The sequence below is a fragment of the Halomonas sp. HMF6819 genome (assembly GCF_044335525.1).
Taxonomy (GTDB): Bacteria; Pseudomonadota; Gammaproteobacteria; order Pseudomonadales; family Halomonadaceae; genus Vreelandella.
The window spans coordinates 274,808-292,120 of record NZ_JBIQVY010000003.1 but is presented as its reverse complement, the minus strand read 5'-3'; the positions used below and the strand labels follow the sequence as shown (position 1 = coordinate 292,120).

The following is a 17,313-nucleotide window of genomic DNA, read 5'->3' as shown; positions in this document are numbered from 1 at the left end:
CGTTTTTACTGCGTAAGCGCGTGCTTTATGATGAGATTTATCATAGTTCGACACGCCGTGTCTGCGGCAAAGGGAGAATAACGTGTCATCCATCACCAAATTACGCATTGCCACGCGCAAAAGCCAGCTGGCGTTGTGGCAAGCAGAGCACGTCCGCGAGCGCCTAATGGCGGCGCACAGCGGCCTGGAAGTCGAGCTGGTCGCCCTGTCCACCAAAGGCGACAAGATCATCGATACCCCGCTTTCCAAAATCGGCGGCAAGGGATTGTTCGTCAAGGAACTCGAGGAGGCAATGCTCGACGGCCGCGCCGATATCGCCGTGCACTCGATGAAAGACGTGCCAATGCACTTTCCCGAAGGCCTCGGGCTTTCCGTCATTCTGGAAGGCGCCGAGCCTACCGACGCCTTCGTCTCCAACCGTTTTCAAAGCGTCGATGAGCTGCCGGAAGGTGCGCGTATCGGCACCGCGAGCCTGCGCCGGGGCCTGCAGCTACGCGAGGCGCGCCCGGATCTCGAGATTCTGAACCTGCGCGGCAACGTTCAAACGCGCCTGGCAAAGCTCGACGACGACGAGTTCGACGCCATTATACTCGCGACCTCCGGGCTCAAGCGGCTAGGGCTTGCCGCGCGCATCGCCCAAGAGCTGCCGCCGGAGATCTGCCTGCCCGCTTGCGGTCAGGGCGCGCTTGGCATCGAGTGCCGGCTGCACGACCCGGAGCTGATCGCGCTGCTCGCCCCGCTCGATGACAACGACACCGCCACCCGCGTGCGCGCCGAACGCGCCATGAACACCCGCTTGGAAGGCGGCTGCCAGGTTCCGATCGCCGGCCACGCAGTACTCGACAAGGCCAACGAAACCATCTGGCTGCGTGGGCTGGTGGGCAACCCGGAAGGGACCGAGGTGCTGCGCGCCGAGGGCCGCGGCTCGATCCACGAGCCCGAAGCGCTGGGCATTCGCGTGGCCGAGGACCTGCTCGACCAGGGCGCCGGCGATATTCTCGCCGAGGTGTACGGCGACAACGTATGAACACGCGCTGTCCATGAAGGCGACCACGACCCCACCAATGGCCGCGCCGGTGTTGATCGGCCGCCCCGGCGAGCGTGGCGAGGCCTTGGCCTCGGCGCTGGCCGCCGACGGCGCCTGGGTCGAGCCGCTCGAGGTCATGGCGCTGGAGACGCTCGAGGAGGACGCCGCGCTCAGAAGCGTCTGGCTCGATCTCGACCGCTTTCATAAAATCGTGGTCACGAGCCCCTTCGCCGCTTTGCAGCTGATCGAGGCAATCGACCGCTACTGGCCGCAGCTGCCGGTGGGGATCGAGTTCTACGCGCCGGGCGCGGGCACTGCAGGCGCGCTCGAAGGCGCGCTCGACGTCCGCGTAGAGCGCGCCCCGATAAGCGCCGGCGAGGACACCAGCGAAGCGCTATTGGCGCTTGATTCGCTTTCAGGCCTTACGCATCAGCGCGTGCTGATAGTGGCCGGTGAAGGTGGGCGAACGCTTTTAGCCGAGACGCTCACCGCGCGCGGCGCCGCCGTGACCCGTGTGGCGACCTATCGACGCGTTTATCGCGCGCCCGGTCCAGAGTTGCAGCGGCGTCTGGCCGAGGGCAGTTTTCATGCATTGATCGTGACCAGCGGCGAACTGCTTGAATATCTGTCAAACTGGTGCCATCAAGCAGCGTTGAAACAACCCCTAATCGTTTCCAGCCGCCGTTTGGCCGCCTTGGCCGGCACGCTGGGTTTTTGCGACCTCAAGGTGGCGTCAGGCGCATCGACGGCCGCGCTGGCAGCGGCGTTGAACGCGCTCAGCTCCCCCGGAGATGCCGATGTCGATTAAAGAACTTAACAAGGGCTAACGACAGATGAGCAAACAACCATTTGATCAACAGGGCGACAACAAGACGCCTGATGATGCCGCCTCCCGCCAGGTAGCAAGCGACACGCCCCCGAGCGATGCGACATCGAGCGTTTCGCCTTCGACCCCAGCGGCGGATAAAAACGCCGAGGCATACGCGGCGAAGAACAGTCGGTCGCGCCGACGCAACAAGGACGGCAGTAATAGCCAGCCGGCCAAAACCGGCGCTGATACGAATGCCCGTACTGACGCCGGTGCTACTACCAGCCCCCATACCAGTACTGACAACGGTGCTAACGCCAGCGCTGATAGCGCAAGCACCAGCCCGAACAAAGCATCCGCCGCCAGCACATCAAACAAGTCCGCTGCCTCCAGTAGTAAGCCCAGCGCCACGACGCCGCCGCCCAAAACGCCCGCTCCAAACACGCCCCCGCCCTCTTCCGGCGGTGGCAAGGGCGGTGCGGTCGCGATCGTGCTGGTCGTGATCGTCGCCCTGATACTCGGCGTGATCGCTTGGCAGCTTTGGCAGCGCACGGACGCCCAGCAGGCGCGCATCGATGAGCTCGCCCAGCAGACCCAGTCGAGCGCTACTCAGCAAAATCTCGACGACCTTCAGTCGCGCATCGAAAGCGGCGAGACCGAGCGTAACGAGACGCTCGACAGCACCGTAAGCGAGCTGCGAGGCGAGCTCGAAAGCGTTCAGTCGCGCGTCGACGAGACCGTGTCTGACGTGCTCGATCAGCTCTCCCAGGCCCAGGACACTGACGAGCGCGACTGGCTCCACGCCGAAGCCGCCTACCTTCTGCGCTTGGCCAACCAGCGCCTGCAGCTCGAAGGCGACGTCGAAGGCGCTTCTGCCCTTTTGCGCACCGCCGACGCCCGCCTGGTCGATGCCGATAACCCGGCGCTGACGCCGATTCGCCGCGAAATCGCCAATGAACTTGCTGCCCTTGACGCCGTTCCCCGGGTCGACCGCACCGGCATCTACCTGGCGCTGAACGCTCAGCAAGAGCAGATTGCGGGGCTTCGCCTGTCACAAGAGATCGAAGAGCGGGCAATCAGCGAAGGCATGGAGCAGCCGCCGAGCGGCTCCTTCGAGCGCCAGCTGGCGAAATTCGGCGCCGAGCTGCGCGATCTGGTCGTGGTGCGCCATCACGATGAGGCGCTGGAGGCGTTGATCACCCCGGAGCAGGAGTCCTACCTGCGCCAGAGCCTGCGCCTGATTCTCGAACAGGCCCAGCTCGCTCTGCTTAGAGAAGAGCAGCCGCTATTCGAGGCGAGCCTCGACAAGGCGCTGGATCTGCTCAACCGCTACTACGACACCGAGCGCGACGAGACGCAGAGCGTGATCGCGCGCCTGGAAGAGATCAAACAAAACCAGGTCGAGCCGGAGCTTCCGGATATCAGCGGTTCGCAGCAGGCCATGGCCGACTTCATCGACAATCGCTTCCAGGCGCGTCGCCAGGGCGGAGGTGACGAATGAGAAAACTGCTGCTGTTAATCGTCGCCGGCCTCGCCGTCGGCGCTTTGTTCGGCCACCTGATGATGTCGGTGCCGGGCTACTGGCTGATTCGCGTCGGCGACACCTCGGTTCAAACCTCGTTCTGGTTCGGTTTGGTGCTGCTGCTCGGCGCTTTCATCGTGGTGCACTTCGTGCTGCGCCTTCTTTCTGGCATCATTCGCCCGGTGGGCCGCTATCGCACCTGGAACGCCCGGGCGCGCAATCGCCGCGCCATGAAGCGCACGGTGCGCGGACTGGTCGCGCTGACCGAAGGCCGCTTTAAGCGCGCCGAGCGCACGCTGGCAGGCGCGGCGGACGACTCCAGCACGCCGATGGTCAACTATCTGTCGGCGGCGCTGGCGGCTCACTACCAGGGCCATCACGAGCGTTCCCAGGAGCATCTGAACCAGGCCCAGCTCTCCACCGACGGCGCCGATACCGCGGTAGGCCTGATGCAGGCGCAGCTGATGATCGATCGTCAGCAGCCGGAAGAGGCGCTGGCGATTCTCAACCGTCTCGACCAGAAGCTGCCCAACCACCCGCAGGTCCTGAAGCTGTTGAAGCAGGTCTATCTCAGCGTCAGCGACTGGGAGGGGCTTCGCCATCTGGTCCCGCGGCTGGTGGCCAAAAAGCTGATCACCCAGCAGGAGCGCGAGCAGCTCGAGTTCAAGGCTTACCGTGAGCTGATTCTGTTCGAAGCCGCCAACCCGGCCAACATCGAGCGGGTGCGCGGGCTATGGGCGGACATGCCGGACTATCTGCGCGGCAATACCGAGCTGATCGTGCTCTACGTCGAGGCGCTGCTGCAGGCCAATGAAGAGGCGATCGCCGAGCGGCTTTTGAGCCAGTCGCTGGATACCCACTGGGACGCGCGGCTGGTCAAGCGTTTCGGGCTTCTGGGCGTCGACGCGGCGCGCCAGCTCGCCCGCGCGGAAAAATGGCTGCAGGAGCGCCCCAACGACCCGGAACTGCTGCTGGCTTGCGGGCGCCTGTCGCTGCGTACCGGCCAATGGGAAAAGGCGCTCGAGTACTTCGAGGCCAGCCAGCGCCAGCGCCCGAGCGGCGAAGTGTGCGCCGAGCTTGCGCGTCTTTACGCAAGCCTTGGCGAGCACAACAAGAGCCAGCTCTACTACCGCCAAAGCGTGGAAATGATGGCGCAGTCACTGCCCTCCCTGCCCCAGCCAAGCGATGCAAGCGACAGCGACGGCCCGCAAAAGGGTGGAAAAAAACGCCGTTGACCTATTGCCTTGCGATTGTCACCCAATGACAGGGCGCCTTCGGGCGCCCTTCTCTTTTCTACGACTTTGGTCTAAATCGACGGCGTTCGATGTTTTTAGCATCAAATAACCTCTATAACTCTACTTGATCAAACAAATGTACAGCACTTGTCGCACTTATATTTAAACAAATCGAATGGTCTAGCGAATTTTAAGCGCTTTTTTTACTAATTTTTCGATACTAAGATGCCTGCATGGTTTGAGGCGCTCTCGCCCAACAAGCCCTAAAAAAACATTCAAATCGATTAATTAGGTACGCCACCATGAAAAAACTGACCGCCACCGCCGCTATCGCCCTTGCCCTCGTTTCCGGTTCTGCCTTCGCCGAGCGCGGCTCCGCCACGCTTAATAGCGTCGATCAGCCGAACAGCTCGAGCGTTTCTCAGATCGAGTCTCGCAATGCATCCATCGAGCAGGTAATTGCCAAGAACAGCGGTATGGGCTTGCCGATCACCAGCGCCGACTCTCACACCGCCAACACCAGCCACGCGATCTCGCTTGACCAGCTGCACGCCCGCAACGGCGCGACCGGTGAGCAGACCATCAACGCCGACCTGGATGCCACCAGCGCGACCAGCGTCAAGCAGAGCCACGACGCCACGCTGTCCAAGGACCTGCTGCAGGCGCGTAACGGTGCCACCGGCGAGCAGACCATGGACGCCGACACTCAGCGCACCCTGTAAGCACTGTTTGTAAGTACTGTTTTCAGTTACAAAAAACCCCACCAATCGGTGGGGTTTTGCGTTGATCAGGGTGCCCCACGGGGCACCTTTTTCATGGCTTACTTTTCATGACTTGCTTTTCATGACTTGGTAAAACCGGTCAGTCGTCGATGACCGGCGCGCTGGTCACGCGATCGTCCGGCAGCTCGTCGCGCACGTCCGCCACGGCGCTGGCACTGACCTCTCCAGCATCGTTGCCCCAGGCACCTCGCACGAAGGTAGCAAGCTTTGCGACCTCGTCGTCGGACAAGCGCCAAGCGAAGTCCGGCATGGCCAGCGCTTCCGGGCGCTGCTCGGTCGAGGGCAGCTTGGCCCCGGCCAGGATCACCCGGATCATGCCGGTCGGGTCGTCGGCGTTGACCATCGAGCTTCCCGACAGGCTCGGAAACACCTGGGAGGCGCCGCGGCCGTTGGAGAAGTGGCAGGCGTTGCAGTTGTCCAGGTAGAGCCGCGCGCCGAGATCGTTTTCCACGTCCGCCCGCGTAAGCATGGCGTCGGTTTCACCGACCTGAGTATCGGTGATCCGGGGCCGGTCGCCCTGGCTTCCCAGCGAGTTCAGATAGGCGGCGATCGCCTGCAAATCGCTGTCATTGAGGTGCGAGGTGCTGTGCGCCACCACCGACGTCATCTCGCCGGCCACGGCGCTTTCGTCGTTACGGCCGGTGGCCAGATAATCGACGATAGCCTGATCGTCCCAGCGCTCGATGGCGCTGCCGCCGTCGCCGCTGCCGCGCAGGCTCGGCGCGTACCAGCCCTCCAGCACCTCGCCGGAAAGGAACGCGTCGTCGCTGTCGTCCAGCGCCTTCTCCTGGAAGAAGAGCCCGCGCTCGGTGTGGCAACTGCCGCAGTGGCCAAGCCCCTGAACCAGATAGGCGCCGCGGTTCTCCTCGTCGCTGCGCTCGGGGTCCGGCGAGAACGTCTCGTCGTTGGTGAACAGCCAGTCCCAAAGCCCGATGCCCCAGCGCTGGTTGAACGGAAAGCTCAGATCCGTGCGCTCTGGGGTATTCTCGACCGGTGCCACGCCTTCCATGAAGTAGGCGTAGAGCGCGTCGATATCCTCATCGGTGATCAGCGAATAGGAAGGGTACGGCATGGCCGGATAAAGGTGCTTGCCATCGGCGCGCTCGCCCTCGCGGAGCGCGGCGGCGAACTCGTCGCGGCTGTAGTCACCGATACCGGTTTCCGAGTCTGGCGTGATGTTGGTCGAGTAAATAGCCCCAAAGGGGCTCTCCACGGCCAAACCGCCGGCGAAGGGCTCGCCGCCGGGGGCGGTGTGACACGCCACGCAGTCGCCGGCGCGGGCCAGATACTCGCCGCGGCTGATCACTTCGTCATCGAACGCAAGGCTTGCGGTAGTAACGCTCAAAAGGCCAACGCCGACCAGCCCCTGGCGCCATTTTACGGTGTGCTTCATGGTCGCTCTCCTAGGCTTGAACCAGCGGGCCGGGGTTTGGCAGGTACTGCTCGCGAATCGCCTTCGCCGACCAGTAGGCCAGTGCGCCGACCAGCCCCGTCGGGTTGTACTGCAGGTTCTGCGGAAAGGCGCTGGCGCCCATCACGAAGACGTTGTGTACGTCCCAGCTCTGCAGGTAGCGGTTGAGCGCGCTGGAGGAGGGATCGGTGCCCATGATCGCCCCGCCCACGTTGTGCGTGGTCTGGTAGGGGCGCACGTCGTAGCGCGTATCGAAGTCCTTGAAAGAGAGCCGGTAGTCGTCCGGGCCCAGCGCCTTTGAAAGCGTATCGATCTTCTGTTTCATGAACTGGGTCATGCGAACATCGTTGGCCTTCCAGTCGAAGGTCATGCGCATCAACGGCCGGCCGTGGTCGTCGGTGTAGTTGGGGTCGAGATCCAGGTAGCAGTCGCGATAGCTCATGTTGCTGCCGTGGGAGCCGATCGACATGACGTGACCGTAGGTCTCCTGCACCGCCTGCTTCCACCCCTCGCCCCAGCTTGGCGCGCCGGCACGCAGCGGCATGTTGCGAATCGGCTGGCCGTTGGTCATCGCGGCGTTGATGTAGGAGCCGCCGATAAAGCCTTCCTGAGCGAAGTCGATCTGCTCGACGCCGAAGTCGTTGATCACTTCGCCATTGCCACCGGCGCCGATGAAGGGGTTGAACTCCTTATCGCGGAAATAAAGCGAAGAGCCGCCGTTCATCTGATAGGCGTAGTTCTTGCCGACCACGCCGTCACCGGTTTCCGGGTTGTAAGGCGTGCCGATGCCGGACACCAGCATCAGGTGCACGTTGTGCAGCGAGTAGGCGCCCAGGATCACCAGATCCGCCGGCTGAAAGACCTCGTTGCCTTCCGGGTCGATATAGGTCACCCCAATAGCGCGCTCGCCATCGCTATCGAGCTCCACGCGCAGCACTTCGCTCTGCGTGCGGTAGGCGAAATTCTCGCGGCGCTTGAGCGCGCCCAGAATGCAGGTCTGCGGCGACGACTTGGAGTAGTTCAAGCAGCCGTAGCGCTCGCAGAAGCCGCAGAAGTTACACGGGCCGAGCTGCATGCCGTAAGGGTTGGTGTAGGCAACAGAGGCATTGGCGGCTGGCAGCGGGAAGGGGTGGTAGCCTTCGCTTCGGGCGACATCGGCGAACAGCGTATCGTTATAGGTTCGCGCCAGCGGCGGCATGGGGTACTCATCAGAGCGCCAGCCCTCGAACGGGTTGCCCCCTTCCTGAATCTCGCCGTTGAGGTTCCCCGCCTTGCCGGAGATACCCGCCACTTTCTCGAAGTAGTCGAAAAAGGGCTCGAGCTCATCGTAGCTGACGCCGAAGTCCTGAATCGTCATTTCGTCGGGAATGATGTCGGCGCCGAAGTTCTCCTCGACGTAGCTTTTAAGGCGCAGCTCCTGGGGCTGGGGCCGCCAGGTGTGGCCGTTCCAGTGGGTGCCGGCACCGCCGACGCCGTCGCCGGGCAGAAACGAGCCCAAGTGGCGATAAGGCACCGCCATGTCGCCCACGTTGTGGCGCACGGTGAGCGTGCTTTTCGCCGGGCGCTGCATCAGCTTGTAGCGCACCCCGTAGGTGAGCTCATCGGCCATCTTCGGGTAGGCGAAATCCGGCACCGTGTCGCGGTCTTCGCCGCGCTCGAGCGCCAGCACGTTCAAGCCTGCGTCGGTCAATTCCATGCCCATGATCGCGCTGGTCCAGCCAAAGCCGACCAGCACGACGTCAACGGGTGATTCTGTACGTGCCATGCTTATCCCCTCTCCCCGTTAAGGCTGACCGGCCCCAGCGGGTACTCGACGTTGTGCTGATCCACCCATTCGCGATACGACGCGCGCGCCCCGGGGAAACCGATGAACTTCCAGGACGCCATGTGCTTGTTGCCGCCGTGGATGGGGTCGGCAAAGTAGCCCTCTTTAGTGTTTTGCAGCAGCATGTCGAAAAAGTAGCTGCCCCGCATCGCTTCCATTTCGACATCCCCCTGGGAGAGAACAGTGAGCACCTCGTCGCGCGTTGCGTTATCAAGGGCGGCGAAGGATTGATCGTACTGGCGTTGGCAGTAGTCGTTGATCGCGGGAATGGCCTGGCGGTACATGTCGCGGGGCGTAAGCGCGATCTGATGGCCGAATAGCGCCGGGACGTTTTCCGGAAACGGGCCTTTCATATACCAGTCGGCGGCGTGGCCGAAGCGGCCTTCCATTTGACGATCAATGAAGATGGGAACGTTGGTTTCGAGCGCGCCAGGACCTGGGCCATCGCCAGGAATCAATCGGTCACAGGCGGCGATGACGAACTCCCACTCGCTTTCATTGAAAAAGACAGGCTGATAGTCACTTAACTGTTCCGGGGGCTCATCAGCGGAGGCGGTTAGCGACACGCCGCTGCCGATCGTTACTGCCGGTATACTGGTTAGCGCTCCTTTTATAAAGCGACGGCGTGATGGGTCTTTAATCACGTATTTCTCCTCTATTTGCGTCGACAGGCCGGAACTTCAGAGCTTTTAAACGCACTATGAGCGAGCGTTTATAAGACTTCTTTTAATTTTGGGAGTTAGTCTAATACATAGGCGGCTCATTAGTTGGATAACTAATGCCACCGACGTCACTGAAATGTGCAAAGTGAAGCTTCAAAAGGCAGACGCCCGGCGACTGCCGGACGTTTCAGGCGAGTTTGCAACTTTAGTATCATAACCCCGTGAAGGCTTGAATGAGTCACTCCCACAAGCGCCTAGCGGAAAGCCCTGGCGCAAAGGTTACGTCGATCTGCTCCGGCTCGTCGGCATAGTGCACGTAGACCAGCGGAAAATCCTCGATACGTCCTTCAAGCCTTAATTGCATCACCCAAGCCAGTGGGTCGGAAACCTTCGCCAGTAGACCTCTTGCACCCAGAGGCAAGGTTCGATTGGGAAAGCGATTCGTCAAAAAGGCACTCGTGTTCTCGTCAATTGCGCTGCGATCCAACCGTAACTGATCCTGGCCGTTTGTAAGCTCCAACCGCCACTCGCCGGCCTCCCCCTCGAGCGGTACGATGCTTGCCAAGGCTTCACCCCGCACGACCTCATGGGGCTCATCATCGAGCTTAATGGAGAGATGCTCTTCCACCGTATTCATACGATAAGCAAGCGTTGCCGATACACTTCGAATAGCCCCCCAATCCACCGCTTCCCAGCCAAGCGGCTGAAGCACGATCCTGATGGACTGGGAATCGGTATTGCGGATCTCTTGAAAGATATCTGTGACAAACAGTGGCAACGCGATCTTTTCTCCGTCGACATCATTGAGCGTAAGCGCGCTGAGGCTTGCATAGCCTTCAACCTCATCTTCAGCTATGCGTAAAGGTACGGTGAGTATCAGTTTATTGCTGCTCTCATCAATTCTAAAGACCGCCTCGTCACGGTCTGCAAAGAGCGCATTAACGTCAGGCGTAGAACGAGCATCACCTATGGGTGCGTTTGCCTCGGCGTGCGGAAAAACATACTCGGTTCCGCGGTAGGAAGGCGCATCTTCTTGCATTGTGGGAAGACCGACGAATTGAAAGCTTTCAATCGCGAACGCATTTTCGCCAGTAGCGGCATCGTCGGGAAGCGCCTGCACGAAGAGAGACAGATGCCTGGGCATTGAGGGCCGATCATGGGAAGCGCCCTGCTCAGCAAAGAGCACCAGCGACTCGATTCGGCCCGAGTTAATGCTTACACGCAGTTGGCCATGTAGCTGATCAAACGCTTTTGGCCTTTCATTGCCCTCGCCCTGCTGCGGCAAGGATTCCGCCTCGTTCTGATCAAAGCCACCGATAGTGGCGATAATCCATTCATCGGTTACATCGGTTACCGTTAGCGTCACGTCAGATAACAGCCCCTCCTCTGCCACGGTAGTCGTCTCACTCACCACTGGTGGCAGCGATATCACCAAGCCAGGCAACCCCAACACCTCACCGAAAAGCGCGGGCGTCAAAACGTCTTGCTGGGACGTCAACACCTCCAAGGCCTCACTATTGCCGGGAGAAAGCGCGGCGCCGCCGTCGTCAGCGACGTCCAGCTCAAAACCAGCAGCCATCGGGCTCACCTCTTTGCGCTGACGCTCTTGCACTTGGGTGCTATCGAAGAGCACCGTGCTGATCCCCGACACGATGCGGAGAAAACGCGGCTCAACGTTTAGGGTCGTGGCGTGGTCATTACGTTCATCGACGCGATAGCGCATTATGCTTTCGATGGAGGTCTTCAGGCTGGCAGCGTCTTCTGCACCGTGCATGCCAATAAAATACTGGCGCGCCTCCCCGGGCGTCGGCGCAAACTCTAATGCCCGGGACGAAGCAGGCCACAACAGCGCAGCTGCCAACCCCATCAGTAACACACCATAACATGAGGGCCCGGCGACGGCTCTGGACATCATCTTCACACGACTCTCCTTGTCATCGAGCCGACCTCTAAACGTCGGCCGCATTTTAAAATCCATTCATAAAAGCACTACTTACACACACGATTCAACGAAGCCAAATTAGCGATTTTCAAACATCTTTCAATGTATCCGACGGGGGGTTGGAGGGGGCGCTCTCCTTTGGGGCTTGCAGCGCAGACGTACAGTGGCCGCAGCGGCTCGCCTTGATCGGCACGGTCATGAAGCAGTAGGGGCAGGACTTCTCTACCGGGCTTTTGGGCTCGTCCATCTCTTCGCGCTTGAGCCGGTTGATGGTGCGCACCAGCATGAAGACCACGAAGGCGACGATAGCGAAGCTGATCACCGCATTGAGAAACAGCCCGATGTTAAGCGTCACCGCCCCCGCCTGTTGAGCGGCGTCCAGCGTCAGATACGGCCCGGCCACCGCGCCTTCGCGCAGTACGATAAAGATGTTGGAAAAATCGATGCCGCCGACCAGCAAACCGATAATCGGATTCATGATATCCGCCACCAGCCGCTGAACTATGAGCGTAAACGCGCCACCGATGATAATCCCCACTGCCATATCGATCACGTTGCCTTTAACGGCGAACTCGCGAAACTCCTTGAAAAATCCCGACATTTCAGCATTCCTTTTTTAATGGCTTATGAGCATATAACTTTTCGAGCCTAAAACCTGTAGGTTCAATAACTTACAAAAGCGACATAGGGTGTTCAAAATGCGTTGCATTTTTTCTGCAAATGCGAGAAAACCGCATTTTTACGCTTTCAAAGCGACACGCAGCATTCCATTTACGACAGTACGCGCATCGTATACAAGATTGCTTTGTCAGTATAAGAGGCATTCGTGCCACTATGCAGGTGGATAGCTTAAAAGCTCATTCGGGGAGCATAACAACACGCCAGTAACCCACACCTATAACAAGAAAAACTCCAGACGTTTCGGTGATAGAGGTACCAGACCATGACATCCGATCAAATCACATCCTGCGCCCCCGCAGGTCGCCCCAGCGCACCGCAAACACTGGGTTTTTTGCTGTTGGACAACTTCACTCTGATCTCCCTGGCCTCGGCGATCGAACCCCTGCGCATGGCCAACCAGCTGGCCGGCCGCGAGCTTTATCGCTGGTATACGCTGACCCAAGACGGCGCCCCGGTACGCGCCAGCGACGGGCTCAACGTGACGCCGGACGCCGCCATGCAGGCGCCGCTGGCGCTCGACTGGGTCATCGTCTGCGGCGGCGTCGCCCCGCAGCATAGCGTCAGCCGCGAGCACATCCACTGGCTTCAGACCCAAGCGCGTCAGTTAAAGCACTTGGGCGCGATCTGCACCGGCAGCTGGGCGCTGGCCAAGGCGGGGCTTTTGGATCACTACGAAACCAGTATTCACTGGGAGTGTCTGGCCTCGGTTCAGGAAGCTTTCCCGAAAATCGTGCTGACTACCAAGCTTTTCTCCATCGACCGCGACCGTTTCACCGCCTCCGGCGGCACCGCGCCGCTCGACATGATGCTCAACCTGATCGCCCACGACCACGGCAAGGCGCTGTCAGCGGGTATTTCGGAGATGTTCATCTACGAGCACATGCGCAACGAGCAGGACCAGCAGCGCGTGCCGCTCAAGCACGTGCTGGGCACTACTCAGCCCAAGCTTCTGGATATCGTGGCGCTGATGGAGTCCAACCTCGAGGAGCCTTTGGAACTCAACGAGCTGGCAAGCTACGTGGACGTCTCCAGGCGCCAGCTCGAGCGGCTTTTCCAGCGCTATCTGCACTGCTCGCCGTCGCGTTACTACTTGAAGCTTAGACTGGTGCGCGCGCGTCAGTTGTTGAAACAAACATCGCTTTCGATCATCGAGATCGCCTCGGTATGCGGCTTCGTCTCTACCCCGCACTTCTCCAAGTGCTACCGCGAATGCTTTGGCATTCCGCCCCGAGACGAGCGCCTGGGCTCGCAGTCGCGCCAAACGGCGCAGATCAAGAACGCGCCGCTCATCCAGCACTGGGGCGTGGAGCCCGTCGGCAGCGAACCCACCTCGAGTGCGCTATTGGCGCTGGCCTACGCCCAGGGCGAGCCGACGTTTGCAAGCGTGCCGCTGATGAACTGACCCACACCAAAAAGCGATCGAAACGTCGCAAGAGCGGCCCGCGCGGCCGCTTTTTTGTGCGCGCTCGTTGGCTGCGCGCCGCGATTTTCCTTCTGACGCCAGCACGTCATACCGTTTAATCGTGAACTTTGCTACGCGTGCGACGCGCTCATGGCGCAGCGTGACGCTTTTGGAATTTTCGTCGTCGTTTCCAGGAGCAGCGCGACCCCGGCCCAGCGCTATGCTCCCCGTCATGGACAACCCTGGAGCCTCGTTATGACCCCTTCTGAATTGCACCAAGACGCCATCGTCATCGACGGCCTGATCATCGCCAAATGGAACCGTGAGCTGTTGGAAGACATGCGCCGTGGGGGCTTGACGGCGGCCAACTGTACCGTCTCGGTGTGGGAAGGGTTCAAGGCCACCGTCGATAACATCGTTGCCTCCAACAAGCTGATGGAAGAGTGCAGCGACCTGGTTCGCCCGGTGCGCACCACCCGCGACATCACCCGCGCCAAGGAAGAGGGCAAGACCGGCATCATCTATGGCTTCCAGAACGCCCACGCCTTTGAAGACCAGATCGGCTACGTCGAAGTGTTCAAGCAGCTCGGTGTTGGCATCGTGCAGATGTGCTACAACACCCAGAATTTGGTCGGCACCGGCTGTTACGAGCGCGACGGCGGGCTTTCCGGCTTCGGGCGCGAAATCGTTGCCGAGATGAACCGCGTCGGCATGCTATGCGATCTGTCTCACGTCGGCGCGAAGACCTCCGAGGAAGTCATCCTGGAGTCCAAAAAACCGGTGTGCTACTCACACTGCCTGCCGTCCGGGCTCAAGGAGCACCCGCGCAACAAGTCCGATGAAGAGCTCAAGTTCATCGCCGACCACGGCGGTTTCGTCGGCGTGACCATGTTCACACCGTTTCTCAAGAAAGGCGTCGACTCCACCATCGACGACTACTGCGAAGCGATCGAGTACATCATGAACATCGTCGGCGAAGACGCTATCGGCATCGGCACCGACTTCACCCAGGGCCACGACCAGAACTTCTTCGAGTGGCTGACCCACGACAAGGGCTATGCGCGCCGTCTAACCAACTTCGGCAAGATCATCAACCCGGAAGGCATCCGTACCATCGGCGAGTTCCCCAACCTGACCGAGGCGCTTTTGAAGCGCGGCCTGAGCGAGAACCAGGTGCGCAAGATCATGGGCGAGAACTGGGTGCGCACGCTGAAAGACGTTTGGGGCGAGTAACGATTTCAAACGGGGCGAGTCGATTCAAAAAAGCGCCGCCCCCATGACCCTCTCTTGTTTGAACAAGTACAAGTTTTAAGGATGACCACCGTGACCAAGACAGCTCCCGAACTTCCAATCGACGTCGACAGCGAAACCGGTATCTGGACGACCGACGCGCTGCCGATGCTGTACGTACCGCGCCACTTCTTCGTCAACAACCACATGGCCGTCGAAGAGGCCCTGGGCGCGGAGAAATACGCAGAGATCCTCTACCACGCCGGCTACAAAAGCGCCTGGCACTGGTGCGAAAAGGAGGCCGAGCTGCACGGCCTTGAAGGCGTTGACGTCTTCGAGCACTACATGAAGCGCCTTTCCCAGCGCGGCTGGGGCCTTTTCAAGACCGAGGAGATCGACCTGGACGCAGGCACCGCTCGCGTGCGCCTCGAGCACAGCGCCTTCGTGTATCAAATGGGTAAGGTCAACCGCAAGATCGAGTACATGTTCACCGGCTGGTTCGCCGGCGCCATGGACCAGATTCTGGCGGCGCGGGGAAGCGACCTTCGTACGGTAGCCGAGCAGACGCAAAGCGGCGCCGAGGAAGGCTGTGACCACGGCCTGTTTGTTGTAACGCCCAAGCACTGAGGGTCGACGTCATGGCATTCGATGCACTGTTCAAACCGATTCAGATCGGCAAGCATACTATCCGTAACCGCGTAGTCAGTACCGCTCACGCCGAGGTGCACGCCACCGACGGCGGCATGACCACCGATCGTTACGTCAAGTACTACGAAGAGAAGGCCAAAGGCGGCTGTGGGCTTTGCATCTGCGGCGGCTCGTCGATCGTCTCGATCGACAGCCCCCAGGGCTGGTGGAGCTCGGTGAACCTCTCCACCGACCGCATCATTCCGCACTTCCAGAATCTGGCGGATGCCGTGCATAAGCACGGCGGCAAGATCATGATCCAGATTACCCACATGGGCCGGCGCTCGCGCTGGGACGGCTTCGACTGGTCGACGCTGGTCTCGCCGTCCGGTATCCGCGAGCCGGTTCACCGCTCGACCTGCAAGACCATCGAGGAAGAGGAGATCTGGCGCATCATCGGCGACTTCGCTCAGGCAGCGCGCCGGGCGAAGGAAGGCGGTCTCGACGGCGTCGAGCTCTCCGCGGTGCACCAGCACCTGATCGACCAGTTCTGGAGCCCGCGGGTCAACAAGCGTACCGATGACTGGGGCGGCACCTTTGAAAACCGCATGCGCTTTGGCATGGAAGTGCTCAAGGCGGTACGTGCCGAGGTCGGCGACGACTTCACGGTCGGCATGCGCATCACCGGCGACGAGTTCCACCCGGACGGCCTCGATCACGAGGAAATGAAGCGCATCGCGGCGTACTACGACGCTACCGGCAAGGTCGACTTCTTCGGTGTGGTCGGTTCCGGCTGCGATACCCACAACACGCTCGCCAACGTCATTCCCAACATGTCCTACCCGCCGGAGCCGTTTTTGCACCTAGCGTCGGGCATCAAGGAAGTGGTCAACGTACCGGTCATCCACGCCCAGAACATCAAGGATCCCAACCAGGCCCAGCGGATTCTCGAAGGCGGCTACGTCGACATGGTCGGCATGACCCGCGCCCACATCGCCGACCCGCACATCATCGCCAAGATCAAGAACGACCAGGTCGATCAGATCAAGCAGTGCGTCGGCGCCAACTACTGCATCGACCGCCAGTACCAGGGCCTCGATGTACTGTGTATCCAGAACGCCGCGACGTCGCGGGAGTACATGGGGCTTCCGCACATCATCGAGAAAACCGAAGGCCCGACGCGCAAGGTCGTGGTGGTCGGCGGCGGCCCCGGCGGCATGGAAGCGGCGCGCGTGTGCGCCGAGCGCGGCCACGATGTGACGCTGTTCGAAGCGAAAGATCAAATCGGCGGGCAGATCACCATTGCCTCAAAAGCACCGCAGCGCGATCAGATTGCCGGCATCACCCGCTGGTATCAGCTCGAGCTCAACCGGCTGGGTGTCGATCAGCGCTTGGGCACCAAGGCGGACGAAGCGACTATTAAAGACTTGCGCCCAGACGTGGTGATTCTCGCCACCGGCGGCCAGCCGTTTCTCTCCCAGGTACCGGAGTGGGGCTATGACGCGGATACCGACAAGAGTCTGGTCGTCAGTACCTGGGACATCCTCGAAGGGCGCGTCGAGCCTGGCAAGAACGTGCTGATCTTCGACACCATCTGCGAGTTTTCCGGCGTTTCTGCGGCGGACTACCTGGCGGACAAAGGCTGCCGAGTCGAGATCGTCACCGACGACATCAAGCCCGGTGCGGCGGTGGGCGGCACCACCTTCCCCACCTACTACAGAAGCCTGTACGAGAAAGAGGTCATCATGACCTCGGATCTCGCCCTGCATAAGGTGTATCGCGAAGGCGAGTCGCTGGTTGCTGTGCTCGAAAACGAGTACACAGGGGCCCTTGAAGAGCGCGTGGTCGACCAGGTCGTGGTCGAAAACGGCGTGCGTCCGGACGAGGCGCTCTACTACGCGCTCAAGCACCAGTCGCGCAACAAGGGCCAGACCGACATCGAAGCGCTCTATGCGATCAAGCCCCAACCCAGCCTCTCGCAAAGCGGCGACGGTTTCGCACTGTTCCGCCTGGGGGATTGCACCGCGCCACGCAACACGCATGCAGCCATTTATGACGCGCTGCGGCTGTGCAAGGACTTCTGACACAATAACGCTGTAAGCCGACCACCGCGGGCCTTATGGTCCGCGGTGTAGTCCTTACGGTGTCTCTGAGAGGAG

The 17,313-nt window shown here is 60.7% G+C and carries 14 protein-coding genes; 9 read left to right on the top strand and 5 right to left on the bottom strand.

What is annotated here, in order from left to right:
* The first annotated feature begins 82 nt into the window (after window positions 1-82).
* The 5 genes from hemC to ACGLWX_RS11395 all read left to right on the top strand — a co-directional run bounded on the left by hemC (window position 83) and on the right by ACGLWX_RS11395 (window position 5,314).
* Window positions 83-1,027, top strand: a complete 945-nt coding sequence (gene hemC, locus ACGLWX_RS11415) for a hydroxymethylbilane synthase (RefSeq protein WP_252108121.1) — start codon at window positions 83-85, stop codon at window positions 1,025-1,027.
* Between the two features lie 37 nt (window positions 1,028-1,064).
* Window positions 1,065-1,835 carry a uroporphyrinogen-III synthase gene (locus tag ACGLWX_RS11410; protein WP_396240049.1) on the top strand — a complete coding sequence of 257 codons (771 nt, stop codon included), beginning with the start codon at window positions 1,065-1,067 and terminating at the stop codon, window positions 1,833-1,835.
* A 25-nt stretch (window positions 1,836-1,860) separates the two neighbouring features.
* A complete protein-coding gene (locus ACGLWX_RS11405; protein WP_396239800.1) occupies window positions 1,861-3,336 on the top strand; it encodes a uroporphyrinogen-III C-methyltransferase in 1,476 nt (491 codons plus the stop codon).
* Complete coding sequence (locus ACGLWX_RS11400) at window positions 3,333-4,592, top strand: heme biosynthesis HemY N-terminal domain-containing protein (protein WP_252108119.1); 1,260 nt, start codon at window positions 3,333-3,335, stop codon at window positions 4,590-4,592. Before ACGLWX_RS11405 ends, ACGLWX_RS11400 begins: the two co-directional genes overlap by 4 nt.
* A 302-nt stretch (window positions 4,593-4,894) precedes the next feature.
* Window positions 4,895-5,314, top strand: coding sequence for a hypothetical protein (locus ACGLWX_RS11395; RefSeq protein WP_396239798.1), 420 nt, complete (start codon window positions 4,895-4,897; stop codon window positions 5,312-5,314).
* Between the two features lie 139 nt (window positions 5,315-5,453).
* Here the strand turns inward: ACGLWX_RS11395 and ACGLWX_RS11390 are convergent, their stop codons facing one another.
* The 5 genes from ACGLWX_RS11390 to mscL all read right to left on the bottom strand — a co-directional run bounded on the left by ACGLWX_RS11390 (window position 5,454) and on the right by mscL (window position 11,815).
* Entirely contained in the window at window positions 5,454-6,767 is a 1,314-nt protein-coding gene (locus tag ACGLWX_RS11390; protein ID WP_396239796.1) for a c-type cytochrome, read from the bottom strand.
* A gap of 10 nt (window positions 6,768-6,777) precedes the next feature.
* Window positions 6,778-8,550: a GMC family oxidoreductase gene (locus tag ACGLWX_RS11385; protein WP_396239794.1), complete on the bottom strand. Its 1,773-nt coding sequence runs from the start codon at window positions 8,548-8,550 to the stop codon at window positions 6,778-6,780.
* Window positions 8,551-8,552: 2 nt separating this feature from the next.
* On the bottom strand, window positions 8,553-9,254 hold the full coding sequence (locus ACGLWX_RS11380) for a gluconate 2-dehydrogenase subunit 3 family protein (protein WP_396239792.1): 702 nt from the start codon (window positions 9,252-9,254) through the stop codon (window positions 8,553-8,555).
* 256 nt (window positions 9,255-9,510) lie between these two features.
* Complete coding sequence (locus ACGLWX_RS11375; protein ID WP_396239790.1) at window positions 9,511-11,193, bottom strand: hypothetical protein; 1,683 nt, start codon at window positions 11,191-11,193, stop codon at window positions 9,511-9,513.
* 109 nt (window positions 11,194-11,302) lie between these two features.
* Complete coding sequence (gene mscL, locus ACGLWX_RS11370; RefSeq protein ID WP_396239788.1) at window positions 11,303-11,815, bottom strand: large conductance mechanosensitive channel protein MscL; 513 nt, start codon at window positions 11,813-11,815, stop codon at window positions 11,303-11,305.
* 342 nt (window positions 11,816-12,157) lie between these two features.
* Between mscL and ACGLWX_RS11365 the strand changes: the two genes are divergently transcribed.
* From ACGLWX_RS11365 to dgcA, 4 genes are all read left to right on the top strand, one after another.
* Window positions 12,158-13,297 (top strand): GlxA family transcriptional regulator, encoded by a 1,140-nt coding sequence (locus tag ACGLWX_RS11365; RefSeq protein WP_396239786.1) that lies wholly within the window; start codon window positions 12,158-12,160, stop codon window positions 13,295-13,297.
* Window positions 13,298-13,552: 255 nt separating this feature from the next.
* Window positions 13,553-14,530 (top strand): dipeptidase, encoded by a 978-nt coding sequence (locus ACGLWX_RS11360; RefSeq protein WP_252108111.1) that lies wholly within the window; start codon window positions 13,553-13,555, stop codon window positions 14,528-14,530.
* A 90-nt stretch (window positions 14,531-14,620) separates the two neighbouring features.
* Window positions 14,621-15,154, top strand: coding sequence for a 4-vinyl reductase (locus tag ACGLWX_RS11355; protein WP_252108110.1), 534 nt, complete (start codon window positions 14,621-14,623; stop codon window positions 15,152-15,154).
* 11 nt (window positions 15,155-15,165) lie between these two features.
* On the top strand, window positions 15,166-17,238 hold the full coding sequence (gene dgcA / locus ACGLWX_RS11350; RefSeq protein WP_396239784.1) for a dimethylglycine demethylation protein DgcA: 2,073 nt from the start codon (window positions 15,166-15,168) through the stop codon (window positions 17,236-17,238).
* Window positions 17,239-17,313 lie beyond the last annotated feature (75 nt).